This is a genomic window from Sorangium sp. So ce281, from assembly GCF_051527395.1.
GTDB lineage: Bacteria > Myxococcota_A > Polyangia > Polyangiales > Polyangiaceae > Sorangium > Sorangium cellulosum_B.
Map to the genome: position 1 here is coordinate 468,269 of NZ_CP150322.1, position 14,716 is coordinate 482,984.

Sequence of the window (14,716 nt, forward strand, 5' to 3'; positions counted from 1 at the left end):
GCTAGAACCTGCCCACCAGGTACCCGCCGAGCGGCGCGGGCGCGAAGCCGAGCGTGACGCCGTCCCCGCGCGGCGCGTCCGGGGCGGGGGCGCCGCCGCGGTAGTGCAGGAGCCACGGGAGCCCGAGGCCGGTCAGGGCGCCGACCGCCGCGCCCGTGAGCGCGTCGGTCGCGAAGTGCTGGTCGGAGACGACCCGGAGCGTCGCCACGGCCGCCGCCGTCCCGAGCGACGCGGCGCACGCGAGCGCGTCGGGGGCGCCGCCGCCGTACAGGGGCAGGCGCGCGTGGTGCGAGCACACGAGCCCCGCCGCCGTGAAGGCGGTCGAGCTGTGGCCGCTGAAGAAGCTCCTGTACCGCTTGCTCCCCCGGCAGTCGCGGTCCTGCTGCGCCTCCGGCCCGGCGCACCCGACGCGGTAGGGGCGCTCGCGGCTCGTGAGCCCCGCGACGACGCCGTTCAGGGCCGCGTTGAGCGCGAGCGCCTCGACGTCGATCATCGCGATCTCCCAGGCGACGCTGCCGCGGCCGTGCCCCCACCAGGTCACGAGAAGGGCGTCCACCGCGAGGTGGTTGGTCATCAGCGTGAGCAGGAGATCGCTCGCGTCCCGCGCCATCTCGCGCTGGCGATCGCTGCGGATGCGCAGGGCGCCGCGCGCCGAGCCGTCGAAGCCGTTCACGGTCGTCCACCGGCCCTCCGACGGCGCGATGGCGAGCGTGCCGAAGGCGGTCGCGGCCAGGAGCCCCGTGGCCACGTACTCGCTCACGCGGAAGCGCGGCCAGGCCGGATCCCACGTGACCTCGGGCCGCGCGCGCGAGCGCTCCTCCGGCGAGGCCCGGCGCGGCGCGCCCGGCAGCGCCGCCCCGGAACGGAGGGCGGCGGTGTCGCCGGCTCCCCGTGTCGCCGCGCCGGACGGCGCCGCGTGCGGCTCGGCTCGCGCCGCTGCAGCGCCGAGCAGCGCCGTCACGGCGAGCGCGCTGGAGACGAACCGGAGGGGCGCGGCGCGCCTCAAGGAGCGGACCGCGCGATCAGAAGTCGGGGTGGCCGATGACGAGGAACTCGAGCGGCCCGGCGCCCGTGTTGCGCAGCCCGTGGTGTACGTTCGTCTCGACGTGCATCATCTGGCCGGGACCGAGGGGCACCTCGCGGTCGCCGACGATGCCGAGCGCCTGCCCGGCCAGGATGTAGATGGTCTCGGTGGTCTCCGTGTGGAGCTCGCGCGAGATCTCACAGCCGGGGCCCATCGTGCCCCTGTAGAAGCCGAACGCGTGACCGCGGTCTCTTCCCAGCAGCTGCGCCATGAAGACGCCTCGGTTGGGCAAATACTCCATCACGTCTTCGTCCGCTGCGGTCAGCACCACGGCCCCGTCGATCTGCTGCCTCATGGCGATCCTCCTCCTTCACGAGTGAAGTCGCTGGGAGATCGATCCGTTACAGAAGCGCACTGCGTTCTGTCAACGGCGCTCCGCGCGAACCGTGCGACGGCGGCCGTCGGCGCCTCGGCTTCCGTGCTTCCGTGCTTCCCTGCTCCTCTCCTTGCACGTTCCCGTTCTCTGCGTTTCCCGGCTTCAAAAAGGCAACACCACGCTCGCGGCGGCGCGGAGCTCGTAGCTGAACGACATCGTCTTCAACCCCTTCGGAGGGAGCTCGACGTGGCCACGGAGGAATCCGTCCTTCTCGTCCAGCGTCCAGCCGGGGGCCTCGCCGAGCGCGACCTCTACCTCGGCCACCTCGCTGACAGGGATCCGCTCGGTGACCAGCACCCGCTTCACGTTGCTGGAGAGGTTGGACACGGAGAGCTTCACACGCCGGCGGATCTTGCGGCTCCCCGTGAGCGCGGCGGTGTCCTGCTCCTCGTCGACGGTGCGCCGCACGCGCACGGCGTCGTCCACGCCGAAGCCGAGCTCGAACGGCTCGCCGGCGCCCACGAAATCGAGCCGGGCGCGGCCGATGAGGCTGCCGCCCCGCGCGACGCGCACCGGGCCTGCCAGCAGCGGGCGCGGCCGTCCGCCGGCGCCGCCGCCGTCCAGCGTCACCGTGGCGCGCAGGTGGGCCGCGGGGTGGACCTCGGGGTACAGCACCAGCGCGAGCTCGGCGGGGAGCGAGCGCCGCGCGATCTCGATGCGCGTCGGGCGGCCGTCGGAGGGGAGGGTCACCGGCTCCGCCGCCTCGAAGATCAGCGGCTCGCCGCCGTCGTCCACTCCCGGCATCTCGTCGACGGCCCGCGCCCCGCGGTCGAGCCCGGCCGCGGCGATCGCCTGGTCGCGCGCCTCGACGATCACGCGGCGGCGCTCGGTCTCCGTCTTGCGCCGCGCGCGGAGCACGTCGTCCTCGAGCAGCGGCGCCTCGGCGCTCCTCGACGGCCGCGCGGTCGAGAAGCGCGCGGTGACGTTCTCCCAGGCCTCGCCCGTCGCCTGCCACGCCGCCGCCCAGGTGGTGAGCTCGATCGAGCCGCCAGGCCCCTGCGCTGCCGCGCCGCCCGCGCCCGCGGCGCCGGCGGCGAGCCGCGCCAGGTGCTCGGGGCGCCAGATCGCGCACGCGACGCGGTACGTCAGCTCGATATCGACGGGCTGCGGCCCGGGGGCGTGCACCTCGACCTCGATCACCGCTTCATAGCGCGGCTGCTCGACCGACCCCTCGCGCAGCCGCGTTGCGGCGCGCCGGGCGTCCTCCTCGGCGCGCGCCCGCGCCGCGCGCGCGTCCGCCGACGCGCCGAGCGCCTCGGCGAGCGCCGCGTGCAGCGCCTCGGCGCCGCCGCGCCACGAGGCGAGGCGCGCGGGCTCGCCGGCGTCCTTCGGGACCTCGCTCATCGCCCGCGCCCACTTCGCGAGCAGCTGGTCGAGGTGGGCCTCGCGGCGCGACGCCCGGTCCCGCGCGCGCTCGGCGGCGCCCGCCCGCAGCGACGCCTCGCGCTCCTCGCGCTCCAGCGCGTCGATCGCCTCGCGGCCGAGCGCCGCCTCCCTGTGCGCCCTCCACCGCACGCGCGCCGCCGTCACCCGGACCGCATCCGCGCCCGCGACGCGCGCCTGCACGGTGCGCTCGTCGACGAACACCGAGACGCCGCCGATCGCGATCCACTGCGCCCCGGCCTCGACCTCGACGCGCGCCGCGCGCACGACCTCGGCGCGATCCTCGAACAGCGTCACCGCGCGCGCCACGCTCGGGCGCGGCGTGCGGGCACCTTCGTGGCCGCCGCTCTCTTCGCTCCCTCCGCCGCTGGCGCTCCGCCCAGCCCGGTCCGAACCGCTCGCATCCGTTGCCATGGTGCGCTCGTTTCCTTTGTTATTCCCGACGGTTACCGCCTACGATCTCGTTCTTGGACGAGAGCACCACGCGGTAGGTGAAGGCGACGGAGGCCTTGCCACCCGGCGCGATCGGGACGCGCCAGCGCAGCCCGCCGCGCACCGGCTCGCCGAGCTCCTCCTGGGTGTACGGCTCGGCCTTTGGCTGTGACGAGAGGAGCTTGATCTCGACGTCCTTGTCGTCCGTCACCGGGATGCGGTCGAGGACCTCGACCTCGACGCCCATGCCGAGCGACGAGGAGAGGTCGATGACGACCGCGTGCTCGACGGCGAGCGAGCCGCCGAGCAGGCCGGCGCTCGACTCGTCCACGCGCGCGTTCCTGGCGACCCGGATCCGCTCCTCGACGCCGAGGCCGGCGCGGAGGAGGCCGCCCCGGTCCACGCGGCCGAGCGCGGACTGCGCCGCGAGGGCGCCGTCGACGAAGATGTCGACCGGCCCCGCGAGTAGCGGGGCGTCGAACGGGTTCTCGACGCGCGCCTCGCGGTAGACCTCGGCGGCCTCGCGGGGCGCGGTCACGAACCGGGGCGCGGCGGGGGCGCGCGCGGCGCCCAGCGCGACACGGTGGAGCCTGCCGTTCGACGGCACGTCGGCGGCGCTCTCGCCGACGTAGAGGTGGTCGAACTGCCCGCGCGAGTCGCGCGGATCCACGGCCCGGGGCGGGGCGCCGAGGTCCGCGATGTCCTGCTCTGCCCGACGCGCGGTGCGCCGCGAGGGCCCGGGCTCGTCGCGCGCGAGCCGGCCGCGCTGGTTGCCCGCGCCGGGGAGGTGCAGCGCGTCGAAGTCGAGCCACTCCTCGACCTGCGCGGGATCGAGCGGCGCCGGGGCGGCCCCGGCGCCCTCCAGCGCCTGCTCGGGAGCGAGCCATTCCTCCTCGAGGCTGGCCTCGACGCTCGCCGCGGAGCCCAGGGCGCTCCGGGGGACGGGGGGCGCGCTCGCCTGGGGAGCCGGCGGCGGGGGCGGCGCCCCGTAGCCGCCGCCGAACGACGGGAGCGACAGCCCGCGCGACTTGCGCGCCGGCGCGGCGAGCGGCATCGGCGGGGCGAACGCCATCGGCGCGGCGGCCTGCACCGGGGGCGGCAGCGCGCCCGCGCCGGACGGCGCAGGCGGCGCTGGCCTCTTCAGCGCCGCGAAGGGCTCCGGGCTGGCCAGGCTCCGCGTGGCCTCGTCGCCGTCACGCGCGGGCGGGAGCTTTCCAGGCGCCGCGGTGGTCCGCGCGGCCGGCTCGGGGAGGGCGGCGACGAAGCGGTCGAACCCCTCGAACATGGCGTCGAGCCCCTCCGGCGCGGGGCGGTAGCCGCGGCGCGGGGGGCGCTGCGCGCGGCTGAGCCGCAGCGAGGCGAGCTCCGGGAGCCGCGTGTCCTGCACGAGATCGGCGGTGGCGAGCGCGAGGCGCACGTCCTTCCAGTCCTCGCCGGAGGCCTGCGCGACGAGGGCGTCGAGCTGCAAGGCGACCTCGGTCGCGCCGCGCGAGAACCGCGCCGCGTAGGCGGGCCACCAGCGCGCGGCGAACACGGCGTACTCGAGCCGGAGCGCCGGCTCCCCGGCCGCGCCGCCGCGCTCCGGCGCGAGCCGCACGACCACGTCGAGGCGCGCCGGGTCGCGCTCCTCGACCTCGCCGCTCGTCGCCTGGGCGGCGTCGAGCTGGGCGCAGAGGAGATCCTTCCGGGCGCGCTCGAGCTCCGCGTCGAGCGCGGCGGCGCGGGCGTCGAGCGCGGCGAGCTCGTCCGAGAGCAGGCGGCTCACCGCGAGCGCGTCGCGGATGCGGGCCGCCGGGTCGCCCGGCCGGAAGCGCCGGGCGAGCTCCGGATCGAGCGCGACGGCGCCGAGCTGGTCGCGCCAGAGGCGGAGGTGGTCGCGCTCCGCCGACAGGCGCGCGATCGCGAGCTCGAGCTCGCGGAGCTCGGCGGAGAGCGCCGTCCTCGAGACGGGCGCCGGGGGCACGACGAGCCGCGCGCGCACGCCGATCACGTCGCGCACGTCGCGCACGTCGCGCGCGGGCCCGGAGGCCGCCGGGGCGCCTGCGGCGGCGCCGCCCGCGGCGTCGACGAGCGCGCGGAAGCTCCCGGGCTCGGCGAGCGGCGTGATCCCCGGCACCGAGATCTCGACCGCCCCCCGGGGGAGCGGCGCCGCGAGCTCGACGCGGCGGGTGACGATCGCCCCGCGCGCGTACACGACGACCCCCTCGATACGGCTAGCGCACTCGATCTTCTCGGCCGTCATCGCTCGTCCCCTCGCCCGCGAGCACCCCGTGAGAGCGCGACGGTATCACGCCGCGCGTGGGCCCGGATAGCGGGCTATCTCCTCGTGTCGAGGAAGCCGAACCCGGGCAGCGCGTCGATGCCGTAGGCGCGCAGCGCGAGCTCGTCGAGCCTGTCGAAGTCGCGCCGCCGGAAGGAGCTGCGGAGATCGCGCATCAGCTCCTCCGCGACGCTCTCCGGCGGGGGCAGGCGGATCCGCCGCAGGTACTGGGCCTGGAAGCGCAGGTAGCCTCCGCGCATCTTGACCGCATAGGACCACACGAAGAAGAGGGCGACCCTGGAGGCGAGCAGCCCGCCGAGGGCCTCCATGTCCCAGCCCTCCGAGGTGATGAAATAGAGATTGTGGTGCGGATAGAACCTGCCCTCGTCATAGACCACCTCGTTGGAGCCCGCGATGTCGGGGACGAGCAGCTTCGGGGCGGTGGTCAGCCCCGGCGCCACGCGATCGATGGTGCGGAACCAGCCAGCGCCGCCCCGCCGCGCGATGTAGCGCCTCCTGATCTCGGCCTCGTGCGCGTGCAGGTACGCGGAGAGCCTGGGGTACTCCTCGAGATTGACCACCTTGCCGTCGGATCCGAAGGGATTGATGACGAACCGCCTGGCGTCGCGGATGCGGCCGTCCTCGATATCGTGTCGCATGACGATCGGCACGAGGCGATCGCGCTCGATATCCACCTCTTCGCCGACGATGTAGATCCTGTCGTTCCCGGTGGCGACGCCGATGCCGACGCGCGTCCCGCCGACCTCCTCGATCGGCGCGAACCGCGCCTCGAGCGCGCGTAGGGCCTCGAGGTGCTCTGGCGAGCCGAGCACCCACGGGTCGTCGCCCTCGAACCAGGAAGCGTACTCCGACACGGCGACGCCGGAGCCGCGCTCCGCCGCGCCCGCCTCCGCGCGTCCCTCTGCCCGTCCCTCCGCGCGTTGAAGCGCGGCGGACGCGGCCTCGCACTCCTCCGGCGAGGCGGTGCGCAGCGTCGCGACAGGGACGCTCCCCGTCTTGCCGGGCGACACGGCGAATATCGACGGGTAGGCGACGACCTCGGACTCGAAGGGAGACGCGCCGCGCAGCTCGACGTAGCACCGCACCCGGAACCACCTCGACAGCAGCCGGCGGAGCGGCGCGCCGTACCGGTTGAGGGTCCACCGGTCGGCGCAGATGAAGGAGAGGACCCCGCCGGGCGCGAGGAGCTCGAGGCCGCGCTCGATGAACGCCACGTAGAGATCGGCGCGGTCGTAGAGCGACCTGTACCGGTGTCGATACTCCTCCTGGAGCTCGGGCGAGAGCTGTTCGATCCTGACATAGGGCGGGTTGCCGACCACCGCGTCGAACCGGCGCCCCTGGCTGGTGAGCAGGAAGTCGCCGTGGGCGATCCAGGCCCCCGAGAGGCGCGTCGCGTCGCCGTGCGGCAGCCCGAGCCGCGCGAGGGCGCCGGCGACCGCGAGGCGCGCGCGGTCGACGTGATCTCGCTCGACGTCGTACGACCGGATCGCCGGCTCGATCTCGAGGAGGTCGCGATCGTGGCGGCGCGCCGACTGGATCAGCCGCTCGGCGGCGGGGACCAGGAACGCGCCGTGGCCGCAGGCTGGCTCGAGCAGCGACAGCGACGCGAGATCCCGGTCCGCGGTGTAGCCCGCGAGATCGAGGATGAGATTCACGACGTGGGGTTTGGTCAGCACCACGCCGTGGGCCTCGCCCGACGAGCGCTCGCCGTAATCGTAGGCGCTCTGCGGGAGCATGACCGTCAGATCGAGGGCTGTCTGCATTGGCGCCGCGAGCATGGTAGCCGCGATCGGCGCGCGCGGGCGACGCTCCACGGCCGCGCTCGCTGCGCTCGCCGCGACCGCGCGGCGCGCGAGGCCGCGTCCGGCCGCCTCGCGCCGGGCCTCTTCCCCGCTCGCGTGCCGCCGTTGACGCGCTTTCTGCTTCTGCCTCTGCTTCTGCGTCTGTGCTCGGGGCGAGGCGCGGATCGCGTTTCAGGAGGCGTCGCCGTCGAATAGGGTAGAGTCGCCACATGGCCTTCCCCGTGTCTGTCCGTCCCGCCAATCGCCTCGCGGCGAGCGTCACCTGCGGAGGCGCCGTGCAGCCGCCGGCCGCCGGCCCGGACGCTCGGCCGAGCGAGGGGGGCGCGTGATCCTCGGCATCGGCATCGACGTCTGCGGCATCGGACGCATGGAGGAGGCGCTCGCGCGATGGGGGGAGCGGTTCTGGGAGCGGGTGCTGTCCGAGCCGGAGCGCCGTTCGCTCGCGCACCGCGTGGACCGGGCGACGGCGCTCGCGGGCCGCTTCGCCGCGAAGGAGGCCGTGGTGAAGGCGATGGCCGGCGCGCCGGGCGTCAGCTGGCACCACCTGGAGGTGCGCGGCGCGCCGCGCATGCCGCCGACGATGGCGCTCCACGGCCCGGCGCGCGCGCTCGCCGAGCGCATGGGCGTCCAGCGGGTCCACCTGTCGATCACGCATGATGCGGGCGTGGCGGCGGCGGTGGCTATCCTGGAAGGGGACGGCGAGAGCCGATCCCCGACCGAGGAAGGCGAGGACGGCGAGCGCCGATCCCCGACCGAAGAGGACGAGGACGGCGAGAGCCGATCTCCGACCGAAGAGGACGAGGACGGCGAGAGCCGATCCAGCCTGGACGAAGGGAAAGAGCGCTCGTGATTCCGGTCCTATCGCGCGCGCAGATGCGCGCCTTCGACAAACACGCGATCCACCAGTGCCACGTCCCCGGCGTGGTCCTCATGGAGAACGCCGGCCGCGGCGCCGCCGACGTGATCTCGGCGATCATCGAGGGGCGCAGCGCCGGGCAGCCCGGCGACGCCGCGCTCCGCGCGCCGCACCCGCTCGGGTCCGGCCTTTCGCCCGCGCGGGCGTTCTGGCCGGCGACGTTGCCCTCCGGGGCGGGTCTCCGGGGCCGCCCCGGGAGCGTCCCGCCGCCGTCGAACGGCCGCCGCGGCGCCGAGGAGGCCCGCGCCGCGCGCATCCGATCGTTCCCGGTGCGGCACGTCCCGAGCCCGGGGCAGCCCGCGACGTACCCCCTCCACGCCCGCGTCGTCGTCGTCTGCGGGGCCGGCAACAACGGCGGCGACGGCTTCGTCGTGGCGCGCCACCTCCTCGCCCGCGGCGCGGAGGTCCAGGTCTTCCTGGCCGCCCGGTCCGAGAAGGTCACCGGCGATAGCCGCATCAACCACGACGCCTACGTCGATCTCGGCGGCGCGCTGACCGAGCTCCCCCCGGGCGCCTCCCTCGCCCCGCTCGAGGTCGCGCTCGCGGGGGCCGACCTCGTCGTCGACGCGATCTTCGGCACGGGCCTCGACCGCCCCATCGAGGGCCACCTCGCCGACGTCATCGGCGTCCTCAACACGGCGACCTGCCTCTGCATCGCGCTCGACGTGCCCTCGGGCCTCGACGCCGACAGCGGCGCGCCGCTCGGCGCCGCGGTGCAGGCCGACGAGACCGTCACCTTCGGCCACCTCAAGATCGGCCTGCTCACGCCCGAGGGCGCGCGGCTCGCGGGCAACGTGCACGTCGTCGATCTCGGGGTCCCGGACCGGCCGATCCTCGCCCAGGTGGGCCACGTCGCGGAGGTCCTCCGCACGGAGACGATCGGCTCGTCGCTGCGCCCGCGCGAGGCGAGCGTCTACAAGCACCAGGCGGGCAACGTGCTCGTCATCGCCGGCTCCTCGGGCAAGCTCGGCGCCGCGCTGCTGACCGCGCGCGCGGCGATGCGGACGGGCGCGGGCCTCGTGACGATCTGCACCTGGGCCGACACCGCGCGCGCGATGGAGTCGCGCGTCGTGGAGCTGATGACGACCTCGATCGATCCGGCCCGCGTCGCGGCGTCGCTCGACGGCGCGCTCGCCGGGCGGCGGGCGGTCGCCATCGGCCCGGGCCTCGGCCTCGACGAGCGGGCGCGGGCCGCGGTGGATCACGTCGTGCTCGGCTGGGACGGCCTGAAGGTCGTCGACGCGGACGCCCTGACGCACTTCGTGGGGCGCCCGGAGGCGCTCGCTACCGCGCGCGGGAGCCTCATCATGACGCCGCACTCCGGCGAGCTCGGGCGGCTCCTGGGCCGGAGCGCCCGGGCCGTCGAGGAGGACCGCTTCGGCGCCGTGCGCGAGGCCGTGGCGCTCACCCGGGCGATCGTCGTGCTCAAGGGGGCGCGCACGATCATCGCGCTCCCGGACGGCCGCATGTTCATCTGCATGGCGGGCAACCCCGCGCTCGCCACCGCCGGCTCGGGCGACGTCCTGACCGGGATGATCGCGGCCCTCCTGTGCTCGATGGATCCCACCGCCGCGGCGAGCGCCGGGGTGCTGATCCACGCGCTCGCCGGCGATGTGTGGCGCGCGCAGACGGGCAGCGATCGGGGGCTGCTCGCGGGCGAGATCGCCGAGCTGGTCCCGGGCCTGATCGCCGCGCTGGCCGCCGGGAGCGACCCGCTCTCGACGTGACGCGAGCGCCTGCTCCGCCGGACGCCCCGCCCGGCGCCCGCTCGGCTGGACGCCTCGCCCGGCGCCCGCGGGGGTGGGGCCGCCGGGCCGGGCGCGCCGCGGGGCGGCTCGCCACCCTGGCGCGCCCGCTCTCCCTGCTGTCGATTTGACACGCGCCCGCGTGCCTCCGCCCGCGCCGTTCAGCGCGATCCGCGGCCTTCGCGAGGTCCGCGCGGTGGCACCTGCCTTGCCAGTGCCGGATACGCAGGAGGTCCCGCCATGCTCGTCCACGCCGCTCATGCCCCCGCCCGGTCCTCGAACCCAGCGCCGCCGCCCGGCGCGCCGCGCGCGCTCGGGCGCGGGCCGTCCTTCGGTGTGGCGCGCGCGGCGCGGACGGCGCCGGGAGAGGGCGCGCGGGGAGCGGTCGACGAGCTGCTCCGGGGCCTTGTCGAAATGACACCGGAGCTCTTCGGCCGCGCGCTGCGGCTCTCCCGGACGCCCGCGACGGCCGAGGACCTCGTGCAGGACACGGTGGAGCGCGCGATCCGGTTCGCGGGGAGCTACGAGCCCGGGACCAACCTGCGGGCGTGGGTGCACCAGATCCTCTTCAGCGTGTTCATCACCCGCTGCCGGCGCAGCCGCCGCGAGCGCAACGCCCTCGACGTGCTCGCGACCGACCCGTGCGCGTGGACGGCGCCGGAGCGCTGCGCCGACATGCACGCGCTCTCGCCCGGCGTGCGGCGCGCGCTCGCGACGCTCCCGCCGACCTTCCGTGACACCCTGGTGCTCGTGGACCTCGAGGAGATGTCTTACAAGGACGCAGCGACGCGGCTGGGCGTCCCGGTCGGCACCGTCATGAGCCGCCTGCACCGCGGCCGGAAGCTGCTCGCCGAGGTGCTGCGTGGCGAAGCGCCGGACGGCAAGACCGAGGCGGCGAGCGACGTGAAGGCCGCGGCAGCATGAGCGATCGCGGCGCCGCGCCCGCGCGCTGCGCCTGCTTGCCGCGGTGATCCGCGCCCCCTACCATCGTCGTGCCACCGAGGAAGCGTTCCTCGCCAGGAGGCACCATGGCAACGACCGCGAGAGAGCCTCACGTCGTGATCGTCGGCGGAGGGTTCGGCGGCCTGAACGCGGCAAAGGCGCTCCGCGACGCGCCCGTCCGGGTCACCCTCGTCGACAGGACCAATCACCACCTGTTCCAGCCGCTGCTCTATCAGGTGGCGACGGCCAGCCTCTCGCCGGCCGACATCGCGGTCCCGATCCGATCGGTCCTGTCGCGCCAGCGCAACGTCCGGGTCCTGCTCGGCGAGGTGACGGGCGTGGACCTCGCCGGCCGGCGCGTCACCGTCGACGGCGACCCGCTGGACTACGACTTCCTGATCCTCGCGGTCGGCGCGACGAACAACTACTTTGGCCACGAGGAGTGGGCCCGGTTCGCGCCGGCGCTCAAGAACCTCGACGAGGCGCTCACCATCCGCGAGCGCATGCTGCTCGCCTTCGAGGCCGCCGAGCGCGAGGAGGACCCCGCTGCGCGGCGGCGGCTGCTCACGTTCGTCGTCATCGGCGGCGGCGCCACGGGCGTCGAGATGGCCGGCGCCTTCGCCGAGCTCGCGCGCTACATCCTCGCGCGCGACTTCCGCTCCCTCGAGCCTTCGCTCTCGCGGGTGCTGCTCGTCGAGATCGGCGCCCGCATCCTCCAGGCCTTCCCGGAGAGCCTCTCGGCGAGCGCCGAGGAGCAGCTCACGTCCCTCGGGGTCGAGGTCATCAAGGGGCGCCGCTTCCGCAGCATCGACGAGCACGGCGTGCTGTTCGAGGACGGCGAGCGCCTCCCCGCCGCGACCGTCATCTGGGCCGCGGGGGTCCGCGGCACCCCGCTCGCGCGCGCGCTCGGCGTCGAGCTCGATCGCGTCGGCCGCGTGAAGGTCGGGCCGGACTGCTCCCTCCCCGGGCACCCGAGCGTCTTCGCGATCGGCGACATGGCCACGCTCCGCGACCGGAACGGCGTCGACGTGCCCGGCCTCAGCCCCGCCGCGATCCAGGAGGGGCGCTTCGTCGCGCGCTGCATCCTCGATGATCTCGAGGGCCGCCCGCGCGGGCAGTTCGCCTACCGCGACAAGGGGACGATGGCGACCATCGGCCGCTCGCGCGCCATCGCGAAGGTCGGGCGCCTGCAGATGTCGGGCACGCTCGCGTGGCTCGCCTGGCTGGCCGTCCACGTGCTGTTCCTTATCGGCTTCAGGAACCGCTTCACCGTCATGTTCGCGTGGATGTGGCAGTACATCACCTTCAAGCGCGGCGCCCGCCTCATCACGGGCCATACCTCGCCGGTGCTCCTGGCGGCGCCCGTGCCTTCGGTGCGTCGCCCGTCGCCCGCGCGCCCGGTCGCGGAGGCGGTCTCCGGCGGCCCCTGAGCGCGCCCTTCCCCCCGCTCGCTTGACGCGCGCCCTCCACCATGGCGGATACGCGTCCAGTGAAGGCACGCAGAGCCCAGACCCCCGCGCGATCGGCGGCCGCCGAGCCGCCGTCCCCACCCGCGCCCCCGGCGAGCGAGCCTGGCGGGGACGACCCGGTGTTCGACGACGCGTCGGACCTCACGCCGGTCGTCGCCTCCAACCTGAAGCGGTTCCGGGCCGAGCGGGGCCTGTCGCTCGAGCGCCTGGCGAAGGCGTCCGGGGTGAGCCGGGCGATGCTGGGGCAGATCGAGCTGGGCCAGAGCACGCCGACCATCAACGTCCTCTGGAAGATCGCGCGCGCCCTCGGGGTCCCCTTCTCGGCGCTGATGAGCCAGGCGACCTCGCCCGTCACGACCGTCATGCAGGCCTCGCACGCGCGCATCCTGCGCTCGCGCAACGGCGACTTCTCTTCCCGGGCGCTCTTCCCGATGGACCGGCCGCGCAACGTGGAGTTCTACGAGCTCCGCCTCGCGCCGCGCTCGGTCGAGCACGCCGACGCGCACGCCCCGGGCACCGCGGAGAACCTGATCGTCACCGAGGGCTCGGTGGAGATCACCGTGGCCGGCGAGCGGCGCCTGATCGAGACCGGCGACGCCATCCTGTTCGAGGCCGACAGCCCGCACAGCTACCGCAACCCGGGCAGCGTCGAGGCCGTCATGTACCTCGTCATGACCTACGGCTCGCGCGGGTAGGCAACCCCGCCCCATTTCCGGACCCCACCGGCCTCGTGTCCCTCCGGTATCCAAGACATGTCCTCCGTTATTTTGGCAGATCTCCCTTGCGCCCTCTGCTTTAGCGTGAGATATGTCCGTTATAACGGCGGTCACCCGCTGCGAGGAGCAAGGAGGCGGAGCGATGCGGATCACCTGGATTGGTGGGTTGGATCGCAACCAGGCCCAGCTGGAGCGGATGGCGCTGCAGGCGGGGCACCATCTGGAGTTTCACACGGGCAACACGGGCGGCCGCGGGGCGGCCGAGCTGCGGGCGGCCATCGAGCGGGCCGATCTCGTGATCGTGCTGACCGACGTGAACAGCCACGGCGGCGTGCTCCTCGCCAAGAAGCTCTGCCAGAAGCTCGGCCGCGCGGCGTTCATGGCCCGGCGCTGCGGCGCCTCGCGGTTCCAGCAGCTGCTCGACGCGCTGGCGCAGCGGGAATCGCGTTATCTCGCCACTGGCTAAGGGAGTAGGGACGATCGATGCGATGCTTGATGACGATGCTCTGTTGGGCGCTGGCGCTGGCGCTCTCGGCGTGCTCGAAGGGCGACGCGGCCGGCGCCTCGAAGTCGGGGTCGGTGCAGATACTGAACGTCTCGTACGACCCCACGCGTGAGCTCTATGAAGAGGTGAACGCCGCCTTCGCGAAGCGCTGGAAGGAGCAGAGCGGACAGGACGTCACCGTCAAGCAATCGCACGGCGGCTCGGGCAAGCAGGGCCGGTCGGTGATCGACGGGCTCGAGGCGGACGTGGTCACGCTCGCGCTCGCCTACGACGTCGATGCGGTCGCGTCCGCCGGGCTGATCAAGGAGGGATGGCAGGCGCGCCTCAAGGACAACAGCGCTCCTTACACGTCGACCATTGTCTTCCTGGTGCGCAAGGGCAACCCCAAGGGCATCAAGGACTGGGACGATCTCGTGAAGGAGGGCGTGGCGGTCATCACCCCGAACCCGAAGACCTCCGGCGGGGCGCGGTGGAACTACCTCGCGGCGTGGGGGTACGAGCTGAAGCGGGCAGGCGGCGACGAGGCGAAGGCGAAGGATTTCGTCGGCCGGCTCTTCAAGAACGTACCCGTCCTCGACACGGGGGCGCGCGGCTCGACAACGACGTTCGTCGAGCGTGGGCTCGGCGACGTCCTGATCGCCTGGGAGAACGAGGCGCTGCTCGCGGTGAAGCAGAGCGGTAAGGACAAGTTCGAGGTGATCGTGCCGTCGATCAGCATCCTCGCCGAGCCGCCTGTCGCGGTGGTCGACAAGGTGGTCGACAGGCGCGGGACGAGGGCGGCGGCGGAGGCGTACCTCGCCTTCCTCTCCACGGAGGACGGCCAGCGCATCGCGGTGAAGCACTTCTACCGCCCGCGCAACCCGGCGATCCTCGCGGCGGCCGAGTCGGAGGGTGTCTTCCAGAAGGTCGCGCTCTTCTCGATTGACGAGGTCTTCGGCGGGTGGCAAAAAGCCCAGAAGGCGCATTTCTCCGACGGCGGCGTCTTCGACCAGATCTACCAGGCCGGTAAGTAGACTTCGTGGCTCTCCTCTGGCGGCGACAGAGCGTTCTGCCCGGCTTCGGGCT

Annotated in this window: 12 protein-coding genes; 7 read left to right on the forward strand and 5 right to left on the reverse strand. The window is 74.2% G+C overall.

The window, feature by feature from the left end; genetic code table 11:
• Nucleotide 1: 1 nt before the first annotated feature.
• The 5 genes from WMF27_RS01720 to WMF27_RS01740 all read right to left on the reverse strand — a co-directional run bounded on the left by WMF27_RS01720 (nt 2) and on the right by WMF27_RS01740 (nt 7,319).
• Nucleotides 2–1,006: a phosphatase PAP2 family protein gene (locus tag WMF27_RS01720; RefSeq protein ID WP_437943735.1), complete on the reverse strand. Its 1,005-nt coding sequence runs from the start codon at nt 1,004–1,006 to the stop codon at nt 2–4.
• Nucleotides 1,007–1,022: 16 nt separating this feature from the next.
• On the reverse strand, nt 1,023–1,379 hold the full coding sequence (locus tag WMF27_RS01725; protein ID WP_437761997.1) for a cupin domain-containing protein: 357 nt from the start codon (nt 1,377–1,379) through the stop codon (nt 1,023–1,025).
• 183 nt (nt 1,380–1,562) lie between these two features.
• Nucleotides 1,563–3,257, reverse strand: coding sequence for a DUF4139 domain-containing protein (locus WMF27_RS01730; RefSeq protein WP_437943736.1), 1,695 nt, complete (start codon nt 3,255–3,257; stop codon nt 1,563–1,565).
• Between the two features lie 19 nt (nt 3,258–3,276).
• The gene (locus WMF27_RS01735) at nt 3,277–5,517 is read right to left on the reverse strand and encodes a DUF4139 domain-containing protein (protein ID WP_437943737.1); all 2,241 of its coding nucleotides are present in this window, start codon (nt 5,515–5,517) and stop codon (nt 3,277–3,279) included.
• Between the two features lie 74 nt (nt 5,518–5,591).
• Nucleotides 5,592–7,319: an Eco57I restriction-modification methylase domain-containing protein gene (locus WMF27_RS01740; protein WP_437943738.1), complete on the reverse strand. Its 1,728-nt coding sequence runs from the start codon at nt 7,317–7,319 to the stop codon at nt 5,592–5,594.
• A 364-nt stretch (nt 7,320–7,683) separates the two neighbouring features.
• Here WMF27_RS01740 and acpS point away from each other — a divergent pair, with 364 nt between their 5' ends.
• From acpS to WMF27_RS01775, 7 genes are all read left to right on the forward strand, one after another.
• Complete coding sequence (gene acpS, locus WMF27_RS01745) at nt 7,684–8,208, forward strand: holo-ACP synthase (protein ID WP_437761993.1); 525 nt, start codon at nt 7,684–7,686, stop codon at nt 8,206–8,208.
• Nucleotides 8,205–10,001, forward strand: coding sequence for an NAD(P)H-hydrate dehydratase (locus tag WMF27_RS01750; RefSeq protein WP_437761992.1), 1,797 nt, complete (start codon nt 8,205–8,207; stop codon nt 9,999–10,001). Before acpS ends, WMF27_RS01750 begins: the two co-directional genes overlap by 4 nt.
• 258 nt (nt 10,002–10,259) lie before the next feature.
• A complete protein-coding gene (locus tag WMF27_RS01755; RefSeq protein ID WP_437761991.1) occupies nt 10,260–10,943 on the forward strand; it encodes an RNA polymerase sigma factor in 684 nt (227 codons plus the stop codon).
• 104 nt (nt 10,944–11,047) lie between these two features.
• Nucleotides 11,048–12,391 carry an NAD(P)/FAD-dependent oxidoreductase gene (locus WMF27_RS01760; RefSeq protein ID WP_437761990.1) on the forward strand — a complete coding sequence of 448 codons (1,344 nt, stop codon included), beginning with the start codon at nt 11,048–11,050 and terminating at the stop codon, nt 12,389–12,391.
• A 59-nt stretch (nt 12,392–12,450) separates the two neighbouring features.
• Nucleotides 12,451–13,125, forward strand: a complete 675-nt coding sequence (locus WMF27_RS01765) for a helix-turn-helix domain-containing protein (protein ID WP_437761989.1) — start codon at nt 12,451–12,453, stop codon at nt 13,123–13,125.
• Between the two features lie 163 nt (nt 13,126–13,288).
• Nucleotides 13,289–13,612 carry a DUF2325 domain-containing protein gene (locus WMF27_RS01770; RefSeq protein WP_012232960.1) on the forward strand — a complete coding sequence of 108 codons (324 nt, stop codon included), beginning with the start codon at nt 13,289–13,291 and terminating at the stop codon, nt 13,610–13,612.
• A gap of 29 nt (nt 13,613–13,641) precedes the next feature.
• Entirely contained in the window at nt 13,642–14,664 is a 1,023-nt protein-coding gene (locus WMF27_RS01775; protein WP_437761988.1) for a sulfate ABC transporter substrate-binding protein, read from the forward strand.
• Nucleotides 14,665–14,716 lie beyond the last annotated feature (52 nt).